Below are 21,605 nucleotides of genomic sequence, written 5' to 3' on the forward strand. Positions count from 1 at the left end.
TACTCTTTTTAGTTAATGAGATGTCAGCGCAGCGCGCGCTGCTAATGCGTTTTGCGCTGCTTCTTCACGCGTTGCCCCTAAAGCGGTGATATGGCCCATCTTTCGTCCCGGACGCGGCTCTGCCTTACCATACAAATGTAAATTAACGCATGAATTTGCCAATGCCTGTGACCAATCAGGCGTTTGTGGCTTGCCATCGATCTGCCATAAATCGCCAAGCAAATTGGCCATTGCCACCGCAGAATGTCGTGTTGTATCACCCAGTGGAAGCCCACAAACGGCACGCAGTTGCTGGGCAAACTGGCTGGTGGCACAGCCTTCTATCGTCAAATGCCCGGAGTTATGCGGCCGCGGCGCCACCTCGTTAATGAGCAGATCGCCGCTTTTAGTCAGAAACATCTCCACACAAAGCACGCCCACCACGCCAAGCGTTTCGAGCACACCATGGGCAATTTCACGGGCGGCGGCTGTTTGGGTGGCTGATAGCGGCAAATCAGCAATCGATAAATCCAAAATATGCTGACTGTGCCGATTCTCAATTAGCCCATAATCAACCACTTGGCCATTAAGCCCACGGGCAGCAACAACCGATAGCTCAAGCTCAAAATCAACCACCTGCTCCAGCACGGCTGGCTGTTCCCCGATGCCTGCCCAGGCCGATTGCGCCTCTGCTGGTTGGTTAATGCGAACTTGGCCTTTGCCATCATAACCAAACCCAGCCGTTTTCAGGATCGCTGGGCAACCTAGGGTAGCAATCGCTTCAGTTAGCGATGCCAAATCAGATACCGGCACAAACGGTGTGAGTGGCAATCCGGCCGAAGAAAGCGCCTGCTTTTCACGTAACCGATTTTGCGTGATGTGCAGCACTTGCCCATCAGGGCGCACCGGGGCATGCCTTGCCGCCACCGCTGTTGCCTCAGACGCTACGTTTTCAAACTCAAAGGTCACCACATCAACGGATTGGGCAAACTGCTCAATGGCATCAAGGTCTGCATAATCCGCCACAACCTCACAATCGGCGATCTGCCCGGTGGGTGAATCTTTTTCTGGTGATAGCGTAAAGACTCGATAGCCCATTTGCCGCGCACTTTGAGCCAGCATTCGACCGAGCTGACCACTGCCTAAAATGCCGATTGTTGCCCCCGGCAGAATCGGTTTGCTCAAGGCAGCTCGTCCTCCATTACCCGTTGCGTTTGCGCCGCGCGAAAGTGATTCAGCGCATCGGCCACGGCCGAGTCAAAGCGTGCGAGGATAGCAGCGGCAAATAAGGCCGCATTACGGGCGCCCGCCTCGCCGATTGCAAATGTGGCCACCGGCACCCCGGCTGGCATTTGCACAATGGATAAAAGCGAATCCATGCCTTTTAGGGCGCGACTTTGCACCGGCACCCCGAGCACGGGCACGGGTGTTTGCGCAGCGAGCATGCCCGGCAGATGGGCCGCGCCACCTGCGCCCGCAATAATGGCCACCAAACCCCGCGACTCAGCTGTTGCCGCATACTCTGCCATCCAGGCAGGCGTGCGGTGTGCCGATACAATCTTGCACTCATGCTCAATACCAAAATCAGTCAACTGGCGAGCCGCATGCGCCATCGTTTCCCAGTCGGAGCGGCTCCCCATGACAATCCCCACCTGGGGTGTCTTATCGGCCATCATGGCTTTCCTTCACGTACTGCCCGGGCGCATCAGCCAATGGCTTCAATACCCCGCCGCCAGGCTCGCGCGCTGGCACGCTGCCACCACGTTTTGGCTTTAACCAATCAACCCAGTCCAGCCACCAAGAGCCCTCATGCTGCTCGGCATTGGCAAGCCATGCTTCTGGATCTTTGGGGCGGCGTGAATTTGTCCAATAACCGTACTTTTGCTTTTCGGGCGGATTAATGACGCCAGCGATATGCCCGGATCCACCCAGCACAAAGCGACCACGGCCACCCAGCAACTTCGCGCCCGTATAGCAGGCGTGCCAAGGCGCAATATGGTCTTCTTTGGCCGAGACAAAGTAGTTGGGCACTTTGACCTTACTCAAATCGATATCAACGCCATCCAGCTGAATACCGCCAGGCTCACGCAGCTTATTTTCAAGATACATATTGCGTAGGTAAAACGCATGCATGCGGGCTGGCATATTCGTTGCGTCTTGATTCCAGAACAGCAAATCAAAGGGGAATGGATCCTCGCCCTTTAAATAGTTATTCACGAAAAATGACCAAATGAGATCGTTCGACCTTAGGCTAGACATGGTGGCTGCCATTTGCGGCCCAGCCAAAAAGCCTTTTTCATTCATCTGCCGCTCTAACGTCTCCAGCTGCTCTTCGTCGATAAAGACTTCTAACTCGCCGGGGCTTTCAAAATCGAGCAGGGTAGTCAGGAAAGTGGCGCTATGCACCCCTTCTACCCCTTTATCGGCCATCCACGCCAGCGTTGAGGCAAGCAACGTACCGCCCAAGCAATAGCCGATCATGTTGACATCGCGCTCGCCAACAATCTGTTCAACGGCATCAAGTGCGGCCAGAGGCCCTTGATGCATGTAATCTTCAAACTGCTTTTCTGCCAGCTCAGCGCTGGGGTTGCACCAAGAGATAACAAACACGGTAAAGCCCTGATCGACTAGCCACTTCACAAACGAGTTCTTTGGCTTGAGATCCAAAATGTAGTACTTGTTAATCCAAGGCGGCACAAAAAGCAGCGGCCGTCGAGCAACTTCTTCAGTTTGGGGGCTGTACTGAATCAGCTCCATTAGCTCATTGCGGTACACCACTTTGCCAGGGGTGATAGCAAGATCTTTGCCCACTTCAAAGGCTTCTGGGTGCGTCTGGCGGATTTTTAATCGGCCGTTGCCTCGCTCTAAGTCTTCTAGCAGCTTGTTCAACCCATCGATCAGGTTTTGACCGCGGGTTTTCACGGTAAGCTCAAGCACCTCGGGGTTGGTTGCCAAGAAGTTACTCGGCGAGGTCGCACTCACAAACTGACGGGTATAGAAATCAATTTTCCGCCGGGTTTTATCATCTAACCCTTCGGCACGATCTACTGTGCTATGCAGATAATCAGCAGTTAGCAGATAAGACTGCTTCACAAAATCAAAAAACGGGTTGTCGTCCCAAGAGTCGTGAGCAAACCGCTTATCTCGATCATCGGCAGGCCGCACGGGGTCGCTGTCTACGCCCATCATACGCAGCGTTGAATTCTGCATGAGCGTCATATAGTCCTGCCAAAACGCCATATGCGCCTGGGCCAGTTGAACCGGGTCAGACATCAATCGGGTATAAAGGTCAGTGAACAACTTGCTCATATGCAGTGCATCGTCCATTGATACCTGCTCTCCCGACTGTTGCCGTGAGAGGAAATCTGCCACCAACTGTTGGCTTCGACCCGCAATTTCAGACAGTGACCGGGTTAGCTCGTTGGCATCTATTTCTACTGAATCATTCATTGTTCTAATCGCCTTAATACTCAAGGTCATGAGATCATACGGCACTGCGGCAAAAGGCGACAAACAGGTGACCCATAATTTGTGTAAATTCAATGGCAATTTCTCTGGTTATTACCCCTGAGATAAGCCAACAACGCGGATTTGAGATTGCCCAGCGCACGGGCGCTACGCTTATGCATTCTGCGCCCGTTAACGGACAATACTTGCAGCTGAGCCCCACTGGTCTTGCACTTTGTGATAGCGAACAACCCAAACAGCGTTTGCGCGTTGATTTCACCGCAGGCAAGCAGGGCTTTCGACTGCGTCAGCATGGCCAGGCACGTGAAGCCATTGTCCGCGCCTGCGGAATAGGCAAAGCGCCCAAACTGCATATTGTTGATGCAACGGCTGGCCTTGGTCATGACGCCTTTGTACTCGCCAGCCATGGCGCTATCGTGACAATGCTAGAGCGATCGGTTGTTGTGGCCGCATTACTGCGTGACGGGCTGCAAAGAGCCGAGCAGGAAGGCGCCCATCACATCACAAGCAGACTGACACTCATTCAGACTGAGGCCGTTGACTGGCTCAACCAAAGCGACTGGCCGGCAGCAGATGCGGTTTATTTAGACCCCATGTATCGCCCAGCCCGGCGTAAAGCCGCCGCGGCCAAACCGCTGGCAATGCTCGAAAAGCTGCTTGAGCAACAACAACAAAACAACGAAAACTTGCTGACTGCCGCGCTAAAGGCCGCCAGCAAACGAGTGGTTGTCAAACGTCAACGCCTAGCGCCCACACTAGGACAGGCACCGCCAAATTTCAGCATTACTGGGCGGAGCACCCGTTTTGATGTTTATATTCCGGGCTGATAACGCGGGATGGTGACTGAGGCCTCTAATGCCAGCATGCACGCCCAGGGCTCATTGGCTAAAGCTGGCTGTTCCAGATCGGCCAAAGACACCAAGCGCAAGCGCAAATCACTAAAGCCAGCTCTTGCTAAATGATTAACCGCGGTAGCATGCGCTGCTTCATCGCAAGTAACACTCATCACCGCAATCAAACTGCCACCACTACCTGAGGCCGGGTCAAACTCTGCAATGCGCAAGCTGCGCAGCCGCTCGCCAAAGTCAGCCCGTAAGATGGGCCATGCCCCCTGCAGCCGCTGCCGGTGTGCTCCATTTAGCATGGGCAACGGTGGCATCACCTCTCGTAACGCTGATTCAATCAGTGCGGGGGATGGGTGATCGGTTTGTGCATCCGGCTGGCTGCTCAGCCACCGTCTAACACCCGCTGGATCTGCAGGATGTACCGCCAACAGTCGTTCAAAAAACGCCTTTGGGCAACTCACCGCATGCTGGCCGGCCACTTCCAGTCTTTGCCCAGGCGCACCGCAGTGCTCACAACACACCGCAGCGGCATCACGCGCACGCAGAATGGCGGGCAGCACATGATCTTTACCGCCCTCAAAGCGAATTTCCAGCGCACCTTGATTGGCCCGCAGCCGTTGCCAGCGAAAAATGCCGCGTTGAGACTCGGGAACTAACCGTTCGACATCTGCAAATAAACGCTCAAGTAATGGGTGCCAGCCCCTGCCAACCTCTACAACAACAGGCTCTGCCACTTCATTACGCGCACGGTTACGGAACTGCCAAGGATAGCGCAGCTGGGCCGCTGCTAAGAAAGCGCGGTGATGTCTTTCGTGATCGGGAACAATCATCCAAATATGAAAAAGCCCGTCCTGCTAAGCAGTGACGGGCTTTAGATAACCTAGGTTAGGCTATTACCAAGAACGACGTTGGCCACCGCCACCGCCGCCACCACCGCCGCCACCGGGCTTGCGGTCCTGCGCTTCGTTAATGCGCAACGTCCGGCCATCGAGCTCAGTCCCATTAAGGGCCTCGATAGCAGCATCTGCCTCGGCTGGGTCCATACGGACAAAGCCAAAACCACGAGGCCGACCCGTTTCACGGTCGGTAATCATACGAACTTCTTTAACGTCACCATGGGCGGAGAAGAGCTCGCGCACCTCGTCTTCGGAGGCGGAGAAGGGCAAATTGCCCACATAAATCGATTTCATCACTAGATCTCATCAATCACTGTCAACCATTCAAGGAGGACAGGTCTAACACAGCGAGTAGCGGTTGCTACCCTTCGGACAGCCCAGTTTGAGCCGCCAAGCAAAGCCATCGCAATGACACATGCCTGACTTGACAATACGTGAGCCCAGCGGTATGCGCAATCAAAAACGATCGCTTTCTTCAAATTGTCATATTTTGACGGATCAATCCCTGCCGAGACCAGTCACCTAAAGTACGCCAAATGTCTTGTCTCACCTGTGGCAACGTGGCCGGTGTGGCCAGCTGCTTGGCCATCTCTTCTGGCTCAGTGCCCGCACACATCTGCAACCATATCCAGCTGGCCGTCTCGTTAGAGCTAAATACTTGACCAGTAGCATGAGAAATCAGAAAAAGCTGATCATTTTTAATCACCTCCTCAACCCTCCATGGTTGATATGACGGTGTCAGTGGCTGCCCCACCACCTGCTCTGCCGCCTGCTGATCCGCTAAGCTTGGCGCAATCAACTGGTGAAATTTTGACTGCGCGTCTGCGGCTGGATAAAGGCAGCGATAGCGCCCGGATTGCAACGGCCCATTCAGGCCAAGCAACCCCACCAAATCATCAATCAGCGCTTTTTTCATGGCTGCCTCGGTAATACCCCCCTGCTCCGGACGCGCGCAGGTTTCTAGCGAAGGGCTTAAATTACACTCAAGCAGCCAGGGCTTAAGCTGTGCATCAATCAGGCAATCCAGCCCCATCAGCTCATAGGTATGCGCAGCAATTGGGCCAATGGCTTGAGCGCGCGCCCGCATGGCCTCGCAACCTGCCATAACCGTGCGCACAATCAGATCATCAATTTGCCCAAGCAATCGAGTGGCATCATGCCCTTGCGCTTTCAGCCATTCGCTATAGTCCGTTAATGAGAGAAACTCCACGCCGACTTCGGCATTACGCTCGTTAACATCCGGATTGGTCAAAAAGACGTAGGGGTTCTTTCGCTCCTCAGGTGCGTAAGGCATAGACGCTAATTTGACCGACCCCTCTGCAAATCGCCAGATGCGCAGCGGATCAATCTCACTAATCAACACGTAAAGCCGCAGCACGTATTTTCGGCCTTGATAAAGATGCGGCGCATCAAGATACCGCTGCACCACCCAATCACCCTGCGTCGGGAGGGTATCGAGGGTATCAAGTAGCTGAATATCCTCTCCGCGTGCGCCATTAGCGGGCTTGACGATCCACGCCGTATCCGGTGCTTGTTCGGCCGCTTGCTGCAGCGCCTCTTGCTCTGCCGGCAGGTTATAGGTTTCAGGCCAAAACACATCCGTTAATTCCCACCGCTTTTGCGCCGCATCAAGTGTTTGGTGCAAAGCGCTTTTTACGGTTAGGTGATTATTGCCGGGAATATGATTAATCCAGCTGTGCTCGGGGGCCTGAGCAAACACCTCTGGCGCCGGCATATCGGTATGCCAAATTGCATGCCAATTTGAGGCGGAGCCTTGTTGCCATAAATCAGGGCTCAGCGCCTCGGCAAACAGCCGATTCTGGCTCCCCTGTGAATCACCTTGAAACCAAACCTTGCGCTGATGCGCCATCAGACAAACCTCTTTCGAACGAGTAAGATGGAGGGTCAAGTATGGCGCTTGTCGCTCGAAAATTGGAGGTCATTTAACATGGGGGCACCCCTTCACACCGGCGATCCGTTGCTTGATCGTCAAGCAGCGATTGGGCAGTGGTTACTGCGAACACCATTGGCAATAGCGTTGCTTTATCAGGGTTTTAATCGATTCCTGATTGATGGTGCGCCCTGGCTTGCCGTAGCAGAAATTGCCACGGGCCTTGGTCTATTGGCGGGGGCGCTGCTGGGTGGCTGGCTAACCCGCATCGGCGCTTTTGCTGCCAGCCTTCTGCTGCTGGGGGCCATTTTTATGGTGCACTGGGGGCAATGGCATCCCTTGCCCTCAGATTCTCACCCTGCCGGTGGCATCGCACTGCCCATTACACTGCTTTGCATTGCCATTTATCTTCTTATTCGCGGCAACGAGGTATAACAAGCGCGCATGTCTGATCAAGAACGCCAACAGCTACTCAAAAAGCTATCTCGCGGGCTGGTTTATACAACGCCGCTATTAATCGCAATGACCGGTGCGGCTGCCATTCACGGCGTCTACTCTGATCTTGCGCAACGGCCCAATGAGCAACCCGCTCCGGCGAGCACGCCCGAGGCGGCGCCTGAAGCGGCGCCCGAGGCCACTCCCGAGGCAACGCCCGAGGCCACCCCCGAGGCAACGCCCGAAGCCACGCCTGAGGCAATGCCTGAAGCAGGGGGTTAAGCGTCAAGATAGCGCTTGGCAAGCGCCTGCTGAACCACCGGATGCACAAAGCGGCTCACATCACCATTAAGTGCTGCCACCTCTCGCACCAAACTTGAGGATATGTAGGAGTACTGCTCAGCCGGCGTCAAAAACAGCGTCTCCACTCGAGGTACGAGCTGACGATTCATACTGGCCAGCTGGAATTCGTACTCAAAATCAGACACCGCGCGCAACCCACGCACAATAACGCGCGCGCCTTCGGCTTCAACAAAATCGACCAGCAAACTGGCAAACGGCTTAACCACCACATTATTGAATGGCTTAAGCACATGCGCGGCCATCGTCACCCGCTCGTCAAGTGCAAATGCCGGGCGCTTATTTGGGCTTGGGTAGCTGGCCACTCCCACAATCACCTGATCGAAGAGCTTTGCCGCTCGTTCCACAAGATCGCTGTGTCCATTGGTCAGCGGATCAAAAGTCCCTGGATAAACGGCGATGATGCCCATTATTGTCCTCGTTGCTTAACCGATCACGGCTAAACCATACCAGACCCCGCCCGCCGATTGACCCCGTCGTAAGGTCCAATGCTCCGGCAGCATCGGCATAGAAGCGGCCTCAAGGTAGATTTGCGCGCCCGGATTCAGCCATTCGTCCTGTGTCAGCAAAGGCATAACCGCTGCCAGCAACGTCGACTGAAACGGCGGATCAATAAAAACAAGATCAAACTTCGCAGCGGGTGGCCGTTTTAAAAACCGCAAGGCATCATCGGTAATGACCTGTGCAAGCGCGGTGGCATCAAGCTGCTCTATGGCTGCTTTTAGCGCGCTGGCCGCTCGACGATGACGCTCCACCAATACCGCCGATGCCGCACCTCGAGATAAGGCTTCTAGCCCAAGAGCCCCGGTGCCAGCAAAAAGATCCAGCACACGGGCGCCCTGCAGATCGCCTTGCAGCCAATTAAATAGCGTTTCTCGATTACGATCGGCGGTTGGCCTTAGGCCAGCGGCAGCCGTAACTGGCAACCGCCGCCCACGCCACTGACCCGCAATAATCCGCAGTTGCCCCGCCAAGCGTTAATCTGCCACCGCTTCAATAACCTCAGCCGGGCCAACCAGTACGGTAATCATTCGTTGTGGATGCAGATGCTCACGCATCGCCCCTTGCACCGCGTCTGCGTCTAGGTTTTCGATTTTCTCAACAAACTGAGTGAGGTAGTCATGGGGCAGGTCATGAAAGCCAATGCTAACAACATAACCGAGCAAACTACGGTTGCTGTCTAACTGCAAAGGAAAGCTGCCGGTAATATTGCGCCGAGAATCCTCCAGCCTTTCTGCAGATGGCCCTTGCTCAATCAATTCGACCAAGGTGCCACGCAAAACCTCTAGTGCCTCTTCCAGCGCTTCATTACGTACCTGTGTGCCCATCTCAAAGCGGCCACGCTGCGCGCCGGTACTCAGTTGCGAGTAGCTGCTATAAGACAACCCCCGCTCCTCACGCATGCGCTCTGCCAGCAACGAGGTTAAACCACCGCCGCCTAACAGGTGGTTGCCAAAATAAAGCGGGTAGTACGCCTCGTCTCCGCGGGCAACAGACGGCTGGCCAATCAACACATGGGTTTGGCCTGCCTCAAATGGCACCCGCACCACCTCTGCGGCTGCTGGCAACTGAACCACTGGCAGCGGTTCAGGCGCTTGCCCAGTAGGCAACCCGGATGTCAGTTGATTAGCCATTGTCTCGGCATCAGCCCGAGTCAAATTACCCACAATCGCCACGGTCGCGTTCTGTGCAACATAGTGTTTCGCATGAAACGCTTGTAGGTCTTCACGCGTTATTTCAGGCACCGACTCTAGGGTGCCCTGCGGCGGTTTCGCATACGGATGATCGCCATAAATGGCTGCCGCAAAGGCTTTTTCTGCCAAACTAGAGGCCGATGATTGCTCTTGTTGCAAGCCAAGCATCATTTGCTGACGCACACGCGCCACCGCATCGTCGGGAAAATTGGCGCCCGCTATCACTGCTGCCAGTTCATTAATCACCGGTTTGAGATTGTCGGGATCGCTCAAACTGCGCAGGCTAACTTCTGCCATATCACGGCTACTGCCGGCTGAAACACGCGCCCCATAACGCTCAAAACGCCGGGCGATGTCGCCTGCATTACGCTCAGCTGTGCCATCAAGCAGCACATTACTGACCATGCGTGCCAGCCCCGGCTGATGCCCATCACGGGCGCTTCCAGCATCAAATGCGATCCGTAAATCAACAATGGGGAGTTCGTTTCGCTCTACAAACAGCACTTTTGCGCCATTGTCCGTTGTCCACTGCTGAATATCCGCTTCCATCGCACCCCCTGTGCCGGTAATTACCGTCATTAATCCCCCCAAAAGCCACCGCTTCATGTGTCTTCCCCCTGTTCAGGCGGCAGCATAATGCCCACGGCTAGGCGTTCTGGCAGCAAATAACGCTCTGCCACCGATTGAATATCTTGCGCGCTCACCGCGGCAATGCCGGCTTGGTAGTCTTGCAGCGTCTGCCAACCGGCGCCTGTGGTCTCGAGCATGCCAAGCTGCATTGCCTGATAGAACACAGAGTCAAGCTCAAACAAATGATCTGCCAGCAATTGATTGCGGGCGCGCTCAAGCTCTTCTTCAGTAACCAGCTCGGCCTTTAATGCATCGATTTGGGCACGCAGCGCCTCTTCTACCGCTTCAACCTGGCCATCTGCCGGCACCCCATAAAGCGAAAAATCGGCTTGTAGGCGAGCCATGGGGTTATATCCAGCGCCGGCGGCCGCTGCCACCTCGCTACCACGAACCAGCTGCTCAGCTAAGCGCGCACCTTCTCCGCCATCTAAAATCGCTGAGAGCATGAGTAATGCATACACATCGGCGCGATCTTCAACCGTGGCGAATGAGGGCACATCGTAGCTTAAGCGAAGCTGAGGAATCTGGGCTTGAGCATCCCGATAAATTAATCGCCGCTCGCCCGCTGCATCAAAAACGTTAGGGTCGCGCACTGCCGGTACTTCACGTGCCGGAATATCGCCAAAATACTCTTCCGCCAGCGCATAAACAGCATCAGCCTGAACGGCACCTGCCACAATTAACGTGGCATTACTGGGTGAGTACCAATGCTCATACCACGACTGCAGATCGTCCAAGCTGATGCTACGAATGTCATCTTCCCATCCGATAATCGGGTGGGCATAACCCGTGCCGGGGTTAGCGACCGCTGCAAAGCGCTCGCCAAAACGCCCTTCGGGTCGATCATCACTGCGCAGCCGACGCTCTTCAAGAATCACCTCACGCTCGGTGGCAAGGGCATCGTCGGTGAGCTGCAGATTCATCATCCGATCAGACTCAAGCTCAAAGGCAATCGGCAAACGATCGGCCGCCATAATTTCAAAATAGGCAGTAAAATCGCGGCTGGTAAAGGCGTTTAAACGCCCCCCTTCGCGCGAAACGATGGCGGAGAATTCGCCCTCAGGAAACTGCTCCGTGCCTTTAAACATCATATGCTCAAGCATGTGCGCGATGCCGGTAACACCGCGTGCCTCGTAACTCGAGCCCACGTTGTACCAAACCTGCGAAACCACAACCGGTGCGCGATGATCTTCTCTAACGAGCACCTGCATACCGTTATCAAGTGTAAATCGAGTAATGTTGCCAATATTGTTGTTATTGCCATCATCTGCAAAAGCAGGTGCGGCCATTAACGCGGGAAGCAACGCGAAGATTGCATTTCTGGCTGCCATTTTTGTGCCTCTTAGTTGAGCCAATTCTGCCGACTGAATGCTAGGATACCGATACTTTGTTCCATCTCCATGGCCAGGAGTTCCATGCTGCCTTTTAAACGCAACAAAACCGCTAACGAAACTGCTAACGAAACCGGCTTTTTTAGCAAGTTACGCGCAGGGCTCAAACGTACTGGCAGCGGGCTTGGGCAACTGTTTTCTGGGCGCCAATCGATTGATGCAGACTTACTCGAAGAGTTAGAGACCCATCTGCTCATGGCCGATGTGGGCATTGAGGCCACCACCCAAATCATCGATGACCTTACCGCTCGGCTAAAACGCAACCAAATAAATGACCCAGATAGCCTGCGTACCGCACTGCGCGAAGATATGTTGGCTATTTTAGAGCCGGTTGCCCAACCATTGGTTATTCCTCAACAAAAACAACCCTTTGTCATTCTAACAGTGGGCATCAATGGCGCTGGCAAAACAACCACCATCGGTAAACTCGCCGCAAAACTCAAACAAGACGGGCATCGTGTTGTGCTGGCTGCCGGCGATACGTTTCGGGCGGCCGCGGTAGAGCAACTCAAGGTTTGGGGTGAGCGCACAGACATTCCAGTAATCAGCCAACCCACAGGCTCTGATTCAGCGTCAGTCGTTTTTGATTCGCATCAATCAGCGATTGCCCGCGGTGCCGATGTGTTAATCGCAGACACAGCAGGGCGACTGCACACGCAAGCAAACCTGATGGATGAGTTACGAAAAATTGCCCGGGTGTTAGGCAAACAGGATGAAAACGCTCCGCATGAGGTATTACTCGTTCTTGATGCCGGCACGGGTCAGAATGCATTGGCGCAAGCAGAGCAGTTTTCCGAGGCGGTTAACGTTAGTGGTTTTGTGCTGACTAAACTGGATGGCACCGCCAAGGGCGGCGTGATTTTTGCGATTGCAAAACGCTTTGGCATTCCCGTGCGCTTTATCGGTATCGGTGAAGGCGTTGAGGATTTGCGTACGTTTAACGCCGAGGCGTTTGTCGATGCACTACTCGATGTCTCTGCAACGGAAAAAAATGCGTCATGATTCGATTTCATGGGGTTGCTAAGCGTTATCCAGGCGGAAACGATGCGCTGCGTGGTATCTCGTTTGAGGTAACCCAAGGCGAAATGGTGTTTGTGACTGGCCCCAGTGGCGCAGGCAAAAGCACGCTTTTGCGTCTTATCCCCCTCCTAGAGCGCCCCACCCGCGGCAGTATCATCGTCAATGACGTCAATCTGGCCACGCTAACACGCCGGCGAATTCCTTATTTGCGCCGCTCGATTGGCATGATTTTTCAAGATCATCGCCTGCTGCCCGACCGCTCCGTATTCGATAATGTGGCATTACCACTCGTTATTGCGGGGTTTGAGCATAAAGAAGCTCAACGCCGTGTTCGTGCAGCGCTTGATAAGGTTGGGTTACTTGATCGAGAACGCAGTGATCCAGCCACGCTTTCGGGTGGTGAACAACAACGGGTAGGCATAGCAAGAGCGGTTGTTAGCCGTCCCTCCATTTTAATTGCAGACGAGCCAACCGGAAATCTCGACCCGGCTTTGTCTGAAGAAATCATGCGGCTTTTTGAGCAATTTAATCGGATTGGCGTAACGCTGATGATTGCCAGCCATGACCATGCCTTGGTAGAACGACTGGGGCATCGTCGACTTCATCTGGCCGATGGGGCGCTCGCATGAGATTTTTTACACAACATCTTAGTGCCGCCATTGGCGCACTGGGTGAATTTCAGCGCCGGCTGACGGGTAACTTGATGACAATCACGGTCATCGGTATTGCCCTAGCATTGCCAGCGATTTTCATTCTTGCCCTCGATAATTTGGCCGAAGTATCCCAAGACTGGGACGGCACGCCGAGCGCTAATGTCTACCTAGAACGCACGCTCAGCGAGCAGGAGCAAACCGCACTGCTATCGCAAATTGATGCGCTATCTGGCATTACGCGCAGCGTTTTAATCAGCGCCGAGCAGGGCAAAACAACCTTTGCCGAGCGCACCGGCATGGCTGAAATGCTCAATTTGCTTGAGCAAAATCCATTCCCGGCAGTTATTCAAGCCACGCCCGTGAACACCCTTAACCCAGATGAGGTAAGCGCATTGGTCGGCACGCTTGCTGATTTACCAGGCGTGGAAGATGTGCGTCTTGACCAAGCTTGGCTGCAGCGCCTGCAAACCATCGTAGACCTAGCTAGCCGAGCCACGGGGTTAATCGGCGCCCTGCTGGCAATTGCCGTTGTGCTTGTGGTGGGCAATACCATTCGGTTGGATATTGAAAATCGCCGGAGCGAAATTGAGATTATGAAGCTCATTGGCGGTACTGATGCCTTTGTGCGCCGGCCTTTTGTTTACACCGGTTTCTGGCATGGCTTGATGGGTGGCATGCTGGCGTGGATACTAAGCGCCATTGTGATTGCCGTGGTTGCACGGCCAGCTAATCGCCTTGCCGGTTTATACGACTCGGGGTTTGCGCTCAGTGGACCCTGGCTAGCAGATGGGCTGACTATTGTGGCAACCGGCGTTTTTCTCGGCTTGGTTGGCGCTTGGGTGGCGGTAACTCAACACCTTCGCCGCATTGAGCCTGGAGAGGGAACTTAAAGCCTTAATTGGGCTCAAATTGGGTATGAATAACGCATTAATTGCAACAGATATCAATCGCTTGCCTCTACGGGCAGGTAGCGAGGAGCAGTACATTCAGGCGGTTAACGCTATTCCAGCGTTAGACGCAGAAACTGAACAGGATCTTGCCCTGCGCTACTTCGAGCATAACGACCTAGAAGCCGCGCGTTGGCTTGTGCTGGCGCACTTGCGCTTTGTAGTGCATGTAGCACGGGGTTACAACGGCTATGGGCTGCCGCTAGCCGATCTGATTCAAGAAGGCAATGTGGGCCTGATGAAAGCGGTTAAGCGTTTTGACCCCGCCGTTGGCGTGCGCTTGGTGTCTTTTGCCGTGCATTGGATCCGATCAGAGATTCATGAGTTTATTTTGCGCAACTGGCGCATCGTTAAGGTGGCCACCACCAAGGCGCAGCGTAAGCTCTTTTTTAATCTCCGTAGCGCTAAAAAGCGCCTGGGTTGGTTGAATCGGCAAGAGGTTGAGGCCGTGGCGTCAGACTTAGGCGTTAAGCCCGAAGTTGTGACCGAAATGGAATCTCGGCTTGCTGCACAAGATGTAGAGTTTGACCCCGGGCCAGAAACAGATACCGAAGAACCACATGCCAGTGCACCGGCACAGTATTTAATGGCCGATAATGCAGACCCTGCCAGCTCGCTTGAGCAAACAGACTGGGATGACTCACGTGAGCAGTCGCTACAACAGGCAATGAGCGCACTGGATGCGCGCAGTCGCGATATCCTTGTGCGCCGCTGGCTAGATGAGCCGAAGGCCACATTACAAACTTTGGCAGACGAATACGGCGTGTCTGCTGAGCGTATCAGGCAGCTTGAAAAGCAGAGCATTACCCAGCTCAAAGCACAATTGCAGAGCGCCTAAATCAAGCCACGCTCAACAAAGCTGACCGGTCGCCCCTCGCCAATCACAAAGTGATCGAGCACACGAATATCGACAGTACCGAGTGCTTTTTCCAAGCGCTCGGTCATTGTTTCGTCAGCACGACTAGGCTCGGCAACCCCTGATGGGTGATTGTGTGCAAGGATAACCGCCGCGGCATTTAAATCGAGCGCTCGTCGCACCACTTCACGCGGGTAAACACTGGCACAATCAATTGTGCCGCGAAATAGCTCTTCAAACGCAATCACTTGATGGCGATTGTCTAAAAATAAGCAAGCAAAAACCTCGTGCTCTAAGTGACGCAATCGCGATATTAGATACCGCCGCGTATCCTCTGGCCCGGTTAAAGAATCACCCCGCATCAAGCGGGCGCGCAAGTGCCGGCGAGACATTTCAAGCACCGCCTGCAGCTGCACATACTTAGCCGGGCCTAAGCCATGATGCGATGAAAAGGTTTTGTTGTCGGCCTCCAGCAAGGGACGTAAACCACCAAACTGCTGTAATAAACCGCGCGCCAAATCCACCGCCGTATGCCCTCGCACACCCGTTCGCAAAAAAATGGCCAGCAATTCTGCATCAGACAATGCCGTTGGACCCTGCCCCAAAAGTTTCTCCCGCGGCCGCTCTGCCTCGGGCCAATCCATAATTCCCACCGCATCTCTCCCTGTTCAGCCAGCGCAGAACAGTGTAACTTCGCGACTTTGGAAGACCTGTGAACCAGTTCCGCTATGACACTGATCGGTGAACGTATTCTGCTGGGGGTTAGTGGTGGCATTGCCGCCTATAAGGCTCCAGATTTGGTCCGCCGCCTTCGCGATGCCGGCGCTGAAGTGCGTGTGGTACTTACCGACGGCGCACAAGCCTTTGTGGGGCCCCTGACGTTTCAGGCGGTAGCGCATACACGCGTGCACACAGAATTACTCGACTCTGAAGCAGAGGCCGGCATGGGCCACATTGAATTGGCGCGCTGGGCAACTCGTGTTGTCATCGCACCGGCTAGTGCAAACTGCTTAGCAAGACTTGCCCACGGCTTTGCTAATGATTTACTGAGCACGTTATGCCTTGCCACACAGGCACCTATTACCGTCTGCCCAGCGATGAACCACATCATGTGGCAAGCGCCCGCCACAAAGCATAATCTTGCACAACTTGAGCAGCGGGGCATCCGTATTTTGGGCCCTATCGATGGCCCATTAGCCGAGGGCGAGTCAGGGCCAGGGCGGTTAATGGAACCGCTGGATATTGTTCAGGCGCTTAGCATTAACAAGGCTGGCGCGCTGGCGGGCAAAACCCTCCTTATCACCGCTGGCCCCACGCATGAGCCGATTGATCCGGTGCGCTTTATTGGTAATCGCAGTAGTGGGCGAATGGGTTATGCCATTGCTACTGCCGCCGCACAGCAGGGCGCAACGGTTACCCTCATTAGTGGGCCGACAGCCTTATCCACACCGCACGGTGTAGAACGCATTAACGTATCCACCGCGCTCGAAATGCATGACGCGGTGATGCAGCACATTAAAGGCAAAGCAATTTTTATTGCTGCCGCGGCCGTTGCTGACTATCGCATCGCCACGCCAGCTGCACAGAAAATAAAAAAATCAACGGCACAAACATCGCTAACCCTTATCCCTAATCCAGATATTGTTGCCGAAGCCGCGGCTTTGCCTAATCGGCCGTATATCGTTGGGTTTGCGGCAGAAACCGAAGCGGTTATCGACAATGCCCGCGCCAAGCGCGAGCGTAAGGGGCTCGATATGATCGCGGCCAATCAGGTTGGCCCGGGTTTAGGTTTTGATACCGAAGATAATTGTTTGCATATCCTGTCGGAACATGCAGAGCGCACGCTGGGGCCAGCACCCAAACCAAGCCTGGCAAACGAACTTCTTTTATTGATTGCAGATGCGGTAAATGAACAACATTGAAATAAAAATTCTCGACCAACGCTTAGGCAATGAATTTCCGTTTCCAGACTACGCCACGGCGGGGTCTGCTGGCATTGATCTTAGAGCGTGTCTTGATGCGCCTTTGAACTTACAGCCTAGGCAGACAGAGCTAATCCCCTCCGGCATGGCCGTGCACATTGCAGATGCTGAGCATGCCGCGGTTGTCCTGCCACGCTCTGGGCTTGGCCATAAACACGGCATTGTGCTGGGTAATTTAGTGGGGTTAATTGACTCTGACTATCAGGGTGAAATCTTTATCTCTTGCTGGAATCGCAGTGATACCACTTTTAATATCGAACCTGGTGAGCGCATCGCGCAATTGGTTTTTTTACCCATCAGCCGCCCTCAATTTAATGTGGTTAAAGACTTTGAGCAGAGCACCCGTGGTGAAGGCGGGTTTGGACACACCGGCCGACAATAAATAAAGAAATGATAAGGGACAGCCACCGTGACTGTTATCGATGAAACCATCCTGCGTGCTTATGATATTCGGGGCATTGTCGATCAAGATTTAACCGAAGCCACCGTTAAAGCGCTTGGGCATGCCATTGGCAGCGTCGCCGCTTCACATCAACAAGAGCGAGTTGTGGTGGGGTATGACGGGCGGGCCTCAAGCCCTCGGCTAGCCGCCGCGTTGCGCGCTGGCCTAATGGCCGCCGGGCGAACCGTCATCGATATTGGCGAAGTTCCTACACCTTTGGTGTATTTTGCAACTTATCACTTAAACACGGGCGCCGGCATTGCCATTACTGGCAGCCATAATCCGCCGGATTACAACGGCTTAAAAACCGTCATGAACCATGGCCCATTTTGGGGCGAGGCCATTAAAGACCTCGGCCGTCGGCTGCGCGAAGATGACCTGGTTAACGGCCAAGGCAGCACAGAATCAGTGGATATCCGCCCAGCCTATTTAGAAAAAATCCAGCAAGGCATCGATCTTAAGCGGCCACTCAAAGTTGTTATCGACTGCGGTAATGGCGTGCCTGGCGGGCTGGCGCCTGAGCTCTTGAAATCGCTTGGCGCAGACGTCATTCCACTTTTTTGCGAGGTAGACGGGCAATTCCCCAATCACCACCCAGACCCCAGCCTGCCAGAGAATCTCCAAGACCTAATTGCCACGGTTAAGGCGCAGTCTGCCGATGTTGGCATTGCGTTTGATGGCGATGGCGATCGCCTCGGCGTGGTTGATGAGCAGGGCCATATTATTTGGGCTGACCGGCAAATGATGCTGTATGCACGCGAGGTGCTGCGAGAGCGCCCAGGCGAAGCGGTGATCTTTGATGTGAAATGCAGCGGTGCGCTTGCCACGGTAATTGAACAAGCCGGTGGACAGCCACTGATGTGGAAAACCGGTCACTCCCTGATTAAAGAGAAACTGCGCGAGACAAATGCCCCGCTAGCCGGCGAGATGAGTGGCCATTTGTTTTTTAATGATCGCTGGTATGGCTTTGATGATGCCCTGTATGCCGCTGCGCGGTTATTAGAGATTCTGGCGACTGATACCCGGCCTGCGTCTGCCATTTTTGCCGAACTCCCCGAGCCGCTCAGCACGCCAGAAATTCGCCTTGATCTTAACGAGGGCGAACCACACCGACTAATCACCGCGATTATGCAAACCGCTGCCTCTCAGCAAGACCACGCCAAAGTGACCACCCTTGATGGGTTGCGGATGGATTTTGCAGATGGCTGGGGGCTGGTGCGCGCATCAAACACTCAGCCCTGCCTTGTTATGCGCTTTGAGGGCCAAGATGAGACAGCACTTCAGCGCATTCGAGCCCATTTCCAAAACCTAATTCAGCAAGCAGCCAGCACAGAAAAAATCAGTATTTGACCCCGGTCAAGATTCCCAATTGCGGGTAGGCATAAGCTCCTAAACAGAACAACGTTACTAAGGAGTGTAAAACCATGAAAGCCGCCTACTCGCTAACCGCGGCCGTTGCACTGGGATTGGGCAGTAGCCTTGCGGCTGCTGACGATGCCATGCTTGAACGGGCACAATTGCTGTTTAAGCCAATTCCAGACAGTGCCGAAGATGTTTTAGCTGATCGTAACCCAATGACGCCAGAGAAGATCGAGCTGGGTGAGATGCTATTCTTCGACCCCCGACTGTCTGCTAGTCAAACCATAAGCTGTAATACCTGCCATAACGTGGGCATGGGTGGTGATGACAACATCCCAACCTCCATTGGTCATGACTGGCAGCGTGGCCCGCGTAACTCACCCACCATTTTTAATGCGGTGTTTAACGTAGCCCAGTTCTGGGATGGCCGGGCAGAAGACCTTCAGGAGCAGGCCAAAGGCCCCATTCAGGCTGGCGTTGAAATGAACAACACGCCCGATAACTTAGAGCGCACGCTCAATAGTATCGAGACCTACGTGGAAATGTTTAACGAAGCCTTCCCGGATGATCCTAACCCGGTAAGCTTCGATAACGTTGCTTCCTCGCTTGAGGTCTATCAGGCTACGTTAATTACGCCAGATGCGCCGTTTGACCTTTACCTTAAAGGGGATAAGGACGCACTGACGGAGCAACAGATGGCCGGCTTGGATGCATTTATGAACAAAGGCTGTGTGGCCTGTCATAACGGCGTTAATGTGGGCGGTCAGGGCTACTACCCGTTTGGTGTTATCTCACGTCCAGGCGCTGATATTCTGCCCGATGACGACTTGGGTCGTGCGCAGGTTACGGAAACAGCGGCAGATCGCTATGTCTTCCGCTCTCCGTCACTGCGTAATGTGGAGCTAACGGCACCTTACTTCCACTCAGGCAACGTGTGGAGCCTGCGTGAAGCGGTTGCGGTGATGAACGACTCTCAGCTCGGCAGCTTACTCAGCGACCAAGAAGTAGAAGACGTAACGGCGTTCTTGCGCGCACTGACTGGCAAGCAGCCCGACGTGGTCTATCCGGTTATGCCCGTGCGTACAGATAGCACGCCACTGCCTGATATCCCGGACTACCCACGGGGTGCTGCGGCTAACTGATCCGCAGTCATGCTTGCGCCCTGGCTCGCGGGGCGCCAACATAAAGCCGCACAAACCCTGTGCGGCTTTTTTATTTTGCGGAAATTAACAGCCAATGACAGCAGAAAACTCGCCCCCTAATCTTGTCGCCCATGTGCTCATTGAGGCACTGCCGTACATCCGCCGCTTTCATAGCCGCACGGTTGTAGTGAAATACGGCGGCAATGCAATGATTGATGAGACGTTAAAGCAGAGCTTTGCCCGCGATATTGTGCTCATGAAACTGGTGGGCATTAACCCCATCATTGTGCATGGCGGCGGCCCGCAAATTGGCTCATTGCTTAAGAAAATTGGCAAGGAAAGCGAGTTTATACAGGGCATGCGCGTTACCGATGCAGAGACCATGGACGTTGTTGAAATGGTGCTCGGTGGGTTAGTGAATAAGGAAATCGTTAACCTGATCAACACGCACGGTGGCCGCGCAGTTGGGCTGAGCGGAAAGGACGGCGGGTTAATTCGTGCCCAGCGCTTACAGCTAACGCGCCCTGGGCCGGCCGAACAGGCGCCTGAAATTATTGATATCGGGCATGTCGGCGAGGTAACCGGCATGGATTCTGCTCTACTCACGCTCCTTGATGGCGCCGACTTTATTCCCGTGGTTGCGCCCATCGGCGTGGATGAAAATGGCACAAGCTACAACATTAATGCCGACCTGGTGGCCGGGCATTTGGCACAGACCTTAGGTGCTGAAAAGCTAATCCTAATGACCAATACCGCCGGTATTTTGGATACACAGGGCAATTTGCTAACGGGCCTAGATGAGGCTCAAGTGCGCGCGCTAATCAATGATGGCACCCTGCATGGCGGCATGCTGCCAAAGGTTGAGTGCGCGCTACAGGCGGTGCGCAACGGTGTTAAAGCCGCCACCATTATTGATGGGCGAGTGCCGCATGCCGTGTTGCTTGAGCTATTTACTGACTCTGGGGTTGGTACGCTGATCCATAACGGCGCTGATAGGTCTTCATCGCCTTAAGCTGCTCAGCGCCATCGGGGCGCTCTGATAAAAACTCCATCAGTGTGCTGAGGGTTAAAATTGGTGTTACCGGCACGCCATAGCGCGCTGCCACCTCTTCGGTGGCTGAGCGCTCAGCGCTACCCTTTTCTTGTCGATCTAATGCCACCAGCACACCGGCCAACCGGGCCCCCGCGGCTTTAATCAGCGCTACACTTTCAGCCACTGAGGTACCGGCTGAAATCACATCATCCACAACCAACACCGCGCCTTGCAGGGGCGCACCAACAATCATGCCGCCCTCACCATGGTCTTTTTCTTCCTTACGATTAAACGCATAGGGGATATCCCGCTGATGCGTTGCAGCCAGCCCGATTGCCGTGGCCGACACAATCGGAATTCCTTTGTAGGCCGGGCCAAATAACATATCGAACTCAAGCCGCGCATCCATTGCCGCCTGGGCATACGCCTGCCCAAGCACATGCAATGCCTGACCTGAATCAAACAAACCCGTGTTAAAGAAATACGGGCTTTGCCGGCCTGATTTGAGCGTAAAATCACCAAACCGCAGCACCCCTCGCGCTAAGGCAAACTCAATTAATTGTCGCTGATAAGGCTGCATGG

24 protein-coding genes are annotated in these 21,605 nt (G+C 54.3%); 12 read left to right on the forward strand and 12 right to left on the reverse strand.

Annotated elements, in window-relative coordinates; genetic code table 11:
• Window positions 1–12: 12 nt before the first annotated feature.
• From GH984_RS05295 to phaC, 3 genes are read right to left on the reverse strand one after another with little or no spacing between them, the layout of a single operon-like run.
• Complete coding sequence (locus tag GH984_RS05295) at window positions 13–1,164, reverse strand: 5-(carboxyamino)imidazole ribonucleotide synthase (protein ID WP_153719148.1); 1,152 nt, start codon at window positions 1,162–1,164, stop codon at window positions 13–15.
• Window positions 1,161–1,652 (reverse strand): 5-(carboxyamino)imidazole ribonucleotide mutase, encoded by a 492-nt coding sequence (purE, locus tag GH984_RS05300; RefSeq protein ID WP_153719149.1) that lies wholly within the window; start codon window positions 1,650–1,652, stop codon window positions 1,161–1,163. Before purE ends, GH984_RS05295 begins: the two co-directional genes overlap by 4 nt.
• Window positions 1,642–3,429, reverse strand: coding sequence for a class I poly(R)-hydroxyalkanoic acid synthase (phaC, locus tag GH984_RS05305; RefSeq protein WP_153719150.1), 1,788 nt, complete (start codon window positions 3,427–3,429; stop codon window positions 1,642–1,644). The genes purE and phaC overlap by 11 nt, the downstream gene beginning before the upstream one ends.
• A 92-nt stretch (window positions 3,430–3,521) precedes the next feature.
• Here phaC and GH984_RS05310 point away from each other — a divergent pair, with 92 nt between their 5' ends.
• Window positions 3,522–4,274 carry a class I SAM-dependent methyltransferase gene (locus GH984_RS05310; protein ID WP_153719151.1) on the forward strand — a complete coding sequence of 251 codons (753 nt, stop codon included), beginning with the start codon at window positions 3,522–3,524 and terminating at the stop codon, window positions 4,272–4,274.
• On the opposite strand, the gene GH984_RS05315 is transcribed toward GH984_RS05310, so the two are convergent.
• From GH984_RS05315 to GH984_RS05325, 3 genes are all read right to left on the reverse strand, one after another.
• The gene (locus GH984_RS05315; protein WP_153719152.1) at window positions 4,259–5,122 is read right to left on the reverse strand and encodes a hypothetical protein; all 864 of its coding nucleotides are present in this window, start codon (window positions 5,120–5,122) and stop codon (window positions 4,259–4,261) included. The two genes, GH984_RS05310 and GH984_RS05315, sit on opposite strands and share 16 nt — an antisense overlap.
• A gap of 63 nt (window positions 5,123–5,185) precedes the next feature.
• A complete protein-coding gene (locus tag GH984_RS05320; protein WP_153719153.1) occupies window positions 5,186–5,482 on the reverse strand; it encodes an RNA recognition motif domain-containing protein in 297 nt (98 codons plus the stop codon).
• Between the two features lie 181 nt (window positions 5,483–5,663).
• Window positions 5,664–7,058 carry a PqqD family peptide modification chaperone gene (locus GH984_RS05325; protein WP_153719154.1) on the reverse strand — a complete coding sequence of 465 codons (1,395 nt, stop codon included), beginning with the start codon at window positions 7,056–7,058 and terminating at the stop codon, window positions 5,664–5,666.
• 78 nt (window positions 7,059–7,136) lie between these two features.
• Here GH984_RS05325 and GH984_RS05330 point away from each other — a divergent pair, with 78 nt between their 5' ends.
• Both GH984_RS05330 and GH984_RS05335 read left to right on the forward strand, forming a co-directional pair.
• On the forward strand, window positions 7,137–7,514 hold the full coding sequence (locus GH984_RS05330) for a hypothetical protein (protein WP_153719155.1): 378 nt from the start codon (window positions 7,137–7,139) through the stop codon (window positions 7,512–7,514).
• Between the two features lie 9 nt (window positions 7,515–7,523).
• Entirely contained in the window at window positions 7,524–7,796 is a 273-nt protein-coding gene (locus GH984_RS05335) for a hypothetical protein (protein ID WP_153719156.1), read from the forward strand.
• Here the strand turns inward: GH984_RS05335 and coaD are convergent.
• From coaD to GH984_RS05355, 4 genes are read right to left on the reverse strand one after another with little or no spacing between them, the layout of a single operon-like run.
• Window positions 7,793–8,284 carry a pantetheine-phosphate adenylyltransferase gene (gene coaD, locus GH984_RS05340; RefSeq protein ID WP_153719157.1) on the reverse strand — a complete coding sequence of 164 codons (492 nt, stop codon included), beginning with the start codon at window positions 8,282–8,284 and terminating at the stop codon, window positions 7,793–7,795. The genes GH984_RS05335 and coaD overlap by 4 nt on opposite strands.
• A gap of 15 nt (window positions 8,285–8,299) precedes the next feature.
• Window positions 8,300–8,848 carry a 16S rRNA (guanine(966)-N(2))-methyltransferase RsmD gene (gene rsmD, locus GH984_RS05345; protein ID WP_153719158.1) on the reverse strand — a complete coding sequence of 183 codons (549 nt, stop codon included), beginning with the start codon at window positions 8,846–8,848 and terminating at the stop codon, window positions 8,300–8,302.
• 3 nt (window positions 8,849–8,851) lie between these two features.
• The gene (locus tag GH984_RS05350; RefSeq protein ID WP_153719159.1) at window positions 8,852–10,174 is read right to left on the reverse strand and encodes a M16 family metallopeptidase; all 1,323 of its coding nucleotides are present in this window, start codon (window positions 10,172–10,174) and stop codon (window positions 8,852–8,854) included.
• Complete coding sequence (locus GH984_RS05355; protein WP_153719160.1) at window positions 10,171–11,529, reverse strand: M16 family metallopeptidase; 1,359 nt, start codon at window positions 11,527–11,529, stop codon at window positions 10,171–10,173. Before GH984_RS05355 ends, GH984_RS05350 begins: the two co-directional genes overlap by 4 nt.
• An 84-nt stretch (window positions 11,530–11,613) precedes the next feature.
• Between GH984_RS05355 and ftsY the strand changes: the two genes are divergently transcribed.
• Genes ftsY through rpoH form a run of 4 tightly spaced genes read left to right on the forward strand, consistent with a single transcriptional unit; the run spans window position 11,614 to window position 15,047 of the window.
• Entirely contained in the window at window positions 11,614–12,591 is a 978-nt protein-coding gene (gene ftsY / locus GH984_RS05360) for a signal recognition particle-docking protein FtsY (protein ID WP_153719161.1), read from the forward strand.
• Window positions 12,588–13,238 (forward strand): cell division ATP-binding protein FtsE, encoded by a 651-nt coding sequence (gene ftsE / locus GH984_RS05365; protein ID WP_153719162.1) that lies wholly within the window; start codon window positions 12,588–12,590, stop codon window positions 13,236–13,238. Before ftsY ends, ftsE begins: the two co-directional genes overlap by 4 nt.
• Complete coding sequence (ftsX, locus tag GH984_RS05370) at window positions 13,235–14,152, forward strand: permease-like cell division protein FtsX (RefSeq protein WP_153719163.1); 918 nt, start codon at window positions 13,235–13,237, stop codon at window positions 14,150–14,152. Before ftsE ends, ftsX begins: the two co-directional genes overlap by 4 nt.
• A 25-nt stretch (window positions 14,153–14,177) precedes the next feature.
• Window positions 14,178–15,047: an RNA polymerase sigma factor RpoH gene (gene rpoH / locus GH984_RS05375; protein ID WP_153719164.1), complete on the forward strand. Its 870-nt coding sequence runs from the start codon at window positions 14,178–14,180 to the stop codon at window positions 15,045–15,047.
• Here the strand turns inward: rpoH and radC are convergent.
• On the reverse strand, window positions 15,044–15,718 hold the full coding sequence (radC, locus tag GH984_RS05380; protein WP_369691950.1) for a RadC family protein: 675 nt from the start codon (window positions 15,716–15,718) through the stop codon (window positions 15,044–15,046). The two genes, rpoH and radC, sit on opposite strands and share 4 nt — an antisense overlap.
• 75 nt (window positions 15,719–15,793) lie before the next feature.
• Between radC and coaBC the strand changes: the two genes are divergently transcribed.
• From coaBC to argB, 5 genes are all read left to right on the forward strand, one after another.
• On the forward strand, window positions 15,794–16,987 hold the full coding sequence (gene coaBC / locus GH984_RS05385; protein WP_153719166.1) for a bifunctional phosphopantothenoylcysteine decarboxylase/phosphopantothenate--cysteine ligase CoaBC: 1,194 nt from the start codon (window positions 15,794–15,796) through the stop codon (window positions 16,985–16,987).
• Window positions 16,974–17,429 (forward strand): dUTP diphosphatase, encoded by a 456-nt coding sequence (gene dut, locus GH984_RS05390; protein ID WP_153719167.1) that lies wholly within the window; start codon window positions 16,974–16,976, stop codon window positions 17,427–17,429. The genes coaBC and dut overlap by 14 nt, the downstream gene beginning before the upstream one ends.
• A gap of 27 nt (window positions 17,430–17,456) precedes the next feature.
• On the forward strand, window positions 17,457–18,839 hold the full coding sequence (locus GH984_RS05395; protein WP_369691951.1) for a phosphomannomutase/phosphoglucomutase: 1,383 nt from the start codon (window positions 17,457–17,459) through the stop codon (window positions 18,837–18,839).
• A 74-nt stretch (window positions 18,840–18,913) separates the two neighbouring features.
• Complete coding sequence (locus GH984_RS05400) at window positions 18,914–19,990, forward strand: cytochrome-c peroxidase (protein WP_153719168.1); 1,077 nt, start codon at window positions 18,914–18,916, stop codon at window positions 19,988–19,990.
• 94 nt (window positions 19,991–20,084) lie between these two features.
• On the forward strand, window positions 20,085–21,002 hold the full coding sequence (gene argB, locus GH984_RS05405) for an acetylglutamate kinase (protein WP_153719169.1): 918 nt from the start codon (window positions 20,085–20,087) through the stop codon (window positions 21,000–21,002).
• Here the strand turns inward: argB and pyrE are convergent.
• Window positions 20,941–21,603: an orotate phosphoribosyltransferase gene (pyrE, locus tag GH984_RS05410; protein WP_153719170.1), complete on the reverse strand. Its 663-nt coding sequence runs from the start codon at window positions 21,601–21,603 to the stop codon at window positions 20,941–20,943. The two genes, argB and pyrE, sit on opposite strands and share 62 nt — an antisense overlap.
• Window positions 21,604–21,605 lie beyond the last annotated feature (2 nt).

The sequence above is a fragment of the Spiribacter salilacus genome (assembly GCF_009649225.1).
In the GTDB taxonomy this organism is placed as follows: domain Bacteria; phylum Pseudomonadota; class Gammaproteobacteria; order Nitrococcales; family Nitrococcaceae; genus Spiribacter; species Spiribacter salilacus.

What these genes read in the sequence shown, in the direction of transcription:
- GH984_RS05330 (WP_153719155.1), top strand. Translation starts at nt 7,137, where the DNA reads ATGGGGGCACCCCTTCACACCGGCGATCCGTTGCTTGATCGTCAAGCA.
- coaD (WP_153719157.1), bottom strand. Translation starts at nt 8,284, where the DNA reads ATGGGCATCATCGCCGTTTATCCAGGGACTTTTGATCCGCTGACCAAT.
- GH984_RS05355 (WP_153719160.1), bottom strand. Translation starts at nt 11,529, where the DNA reads ATGGCAGCCAGAAATGCAATCTTCGCGTTGCTTCCCGCGTTAATGGCC.
- purE (WP_153719149.1), bottom strand. Translation starts at nt 1,652, where the DNA reads ATGGCCGATAAGACACCCCAGGTGGGGATTGTCATGGGGAGCCGCTCC.
- GH984_RS05350 (WP_153719159.1), bottom strand. Translation starts at nt 10,174, where the DNA reads ATGAAGCGGTGGCTTTTGGGGGGATTAATGACGGTAATTACCGGCACA.
- GH984_RS05320 (WP_153719153.1), bottom strand. Translation starts at nt 5,482, where the DNA reads ATGAAATCGATTTATGTGGGCAATTTGCCCTTCTCCGCCTCCGAAGAC.
- ftsY (WP_153719161.1), top strand. Translation starts at nt 11,614, where the DNA reads ATGCTGCCTTTTAAACGCAACAAAACCGCTAACGAAACTGCTAACGAA.
- GH984_RS05310 (WP_153719151.1), top strand. Translation starts at nt 3,522, where the DNA reads ATGGCAATTTCTCTGGTTATTACCCCTGAGATAAGCCAACAACGCGGA.
- phaC (WP_153719150.1), bottom strand. Translation starts at nt 3,429, where the DNA reads ATGAATGATTCAGTAGAAATAGATGCCAACGAGCTAACCCGGTCACTG.
- rpoH (WP_153719164.1), top strand. Translation starts at nt 14,178, where the DNA reads ATGAATAACGCATTAATTGCAACAGATATCAATCGCTTGCCTCTACGG.
- GH984_RS05325 (WP_153719154.1), bottom strand. Translation starts at nt 7,058, where the DNA reads ATGGCGCATCAGCGCAAGGTTTGGTTTCAAGGTGATTCACAGGGGAGC.
- dut (WP_153719167.1), top strand. Translation starts at nt 16,974, where the DNA reads ATGAACAACATTGAAATAAAAATTCTCGACCAACGCTTAGGCAATGAA.
- ftsE (WP_153719162.1), top strand. Translation starts at nt 12,588, where the DNA reads ATGATTCGATTTCATGGGGTTGCTAAGCGTTATCCAGGCGGAAACGAT.
- argB (WP_153719169.1), top strand. Translation starts at nt 20,085, where the DNA reads ATGACAGCAGAAAACTCGCCCCCTAATCTTGTCGCCCATGTGCTCATT.
- ftsX (WP_153719163.1), top strand. Translation starts at nt 13,235, where the DNA reads ATGAGATTTTTTACACAACATCTTAGTGCCGCCATTGGCGCACTGGGT.
- coaBC (WP_153719166.1), top strand. Translation starts at nt 15,794, where the DNA reads ATGACACTGATCGGTGAACGTATTCTGCTGGGGGTTAGTGGTGGCATT.
- pyrE (WP_153719170.1), bottom strand. Translation starts at nt 21,603, where the DNA reads ATGCAGCCTTATCAGCGACAATTAATTGAGTTTGCCTTAGCGCGAGGG.
- GH984_RS05315 (WP_153719152.1), bottom strand. Translation starts at nt 5,122, where the DNA reads ATGATTGTTCCCGATCACGAAAGACATCACCGCGCTTTCTTAGCAGCG.
- GH984_RS05400 (WP_153719168.1), top strand. Translation starts at nt 18,914, where the DNA reads ATGAAAGCCGCCTACTCGCTAACCGCGGCCGTTGCACTGGGATTGGGC.
- GH984_RS05335 (WP_153719156.1), top strand. Translation starts at nt 7,524, where the DNA reads ATGTCTGATCAAGAACGCCAACAGCTACTCAAAAAGCTATCTCGCGGG.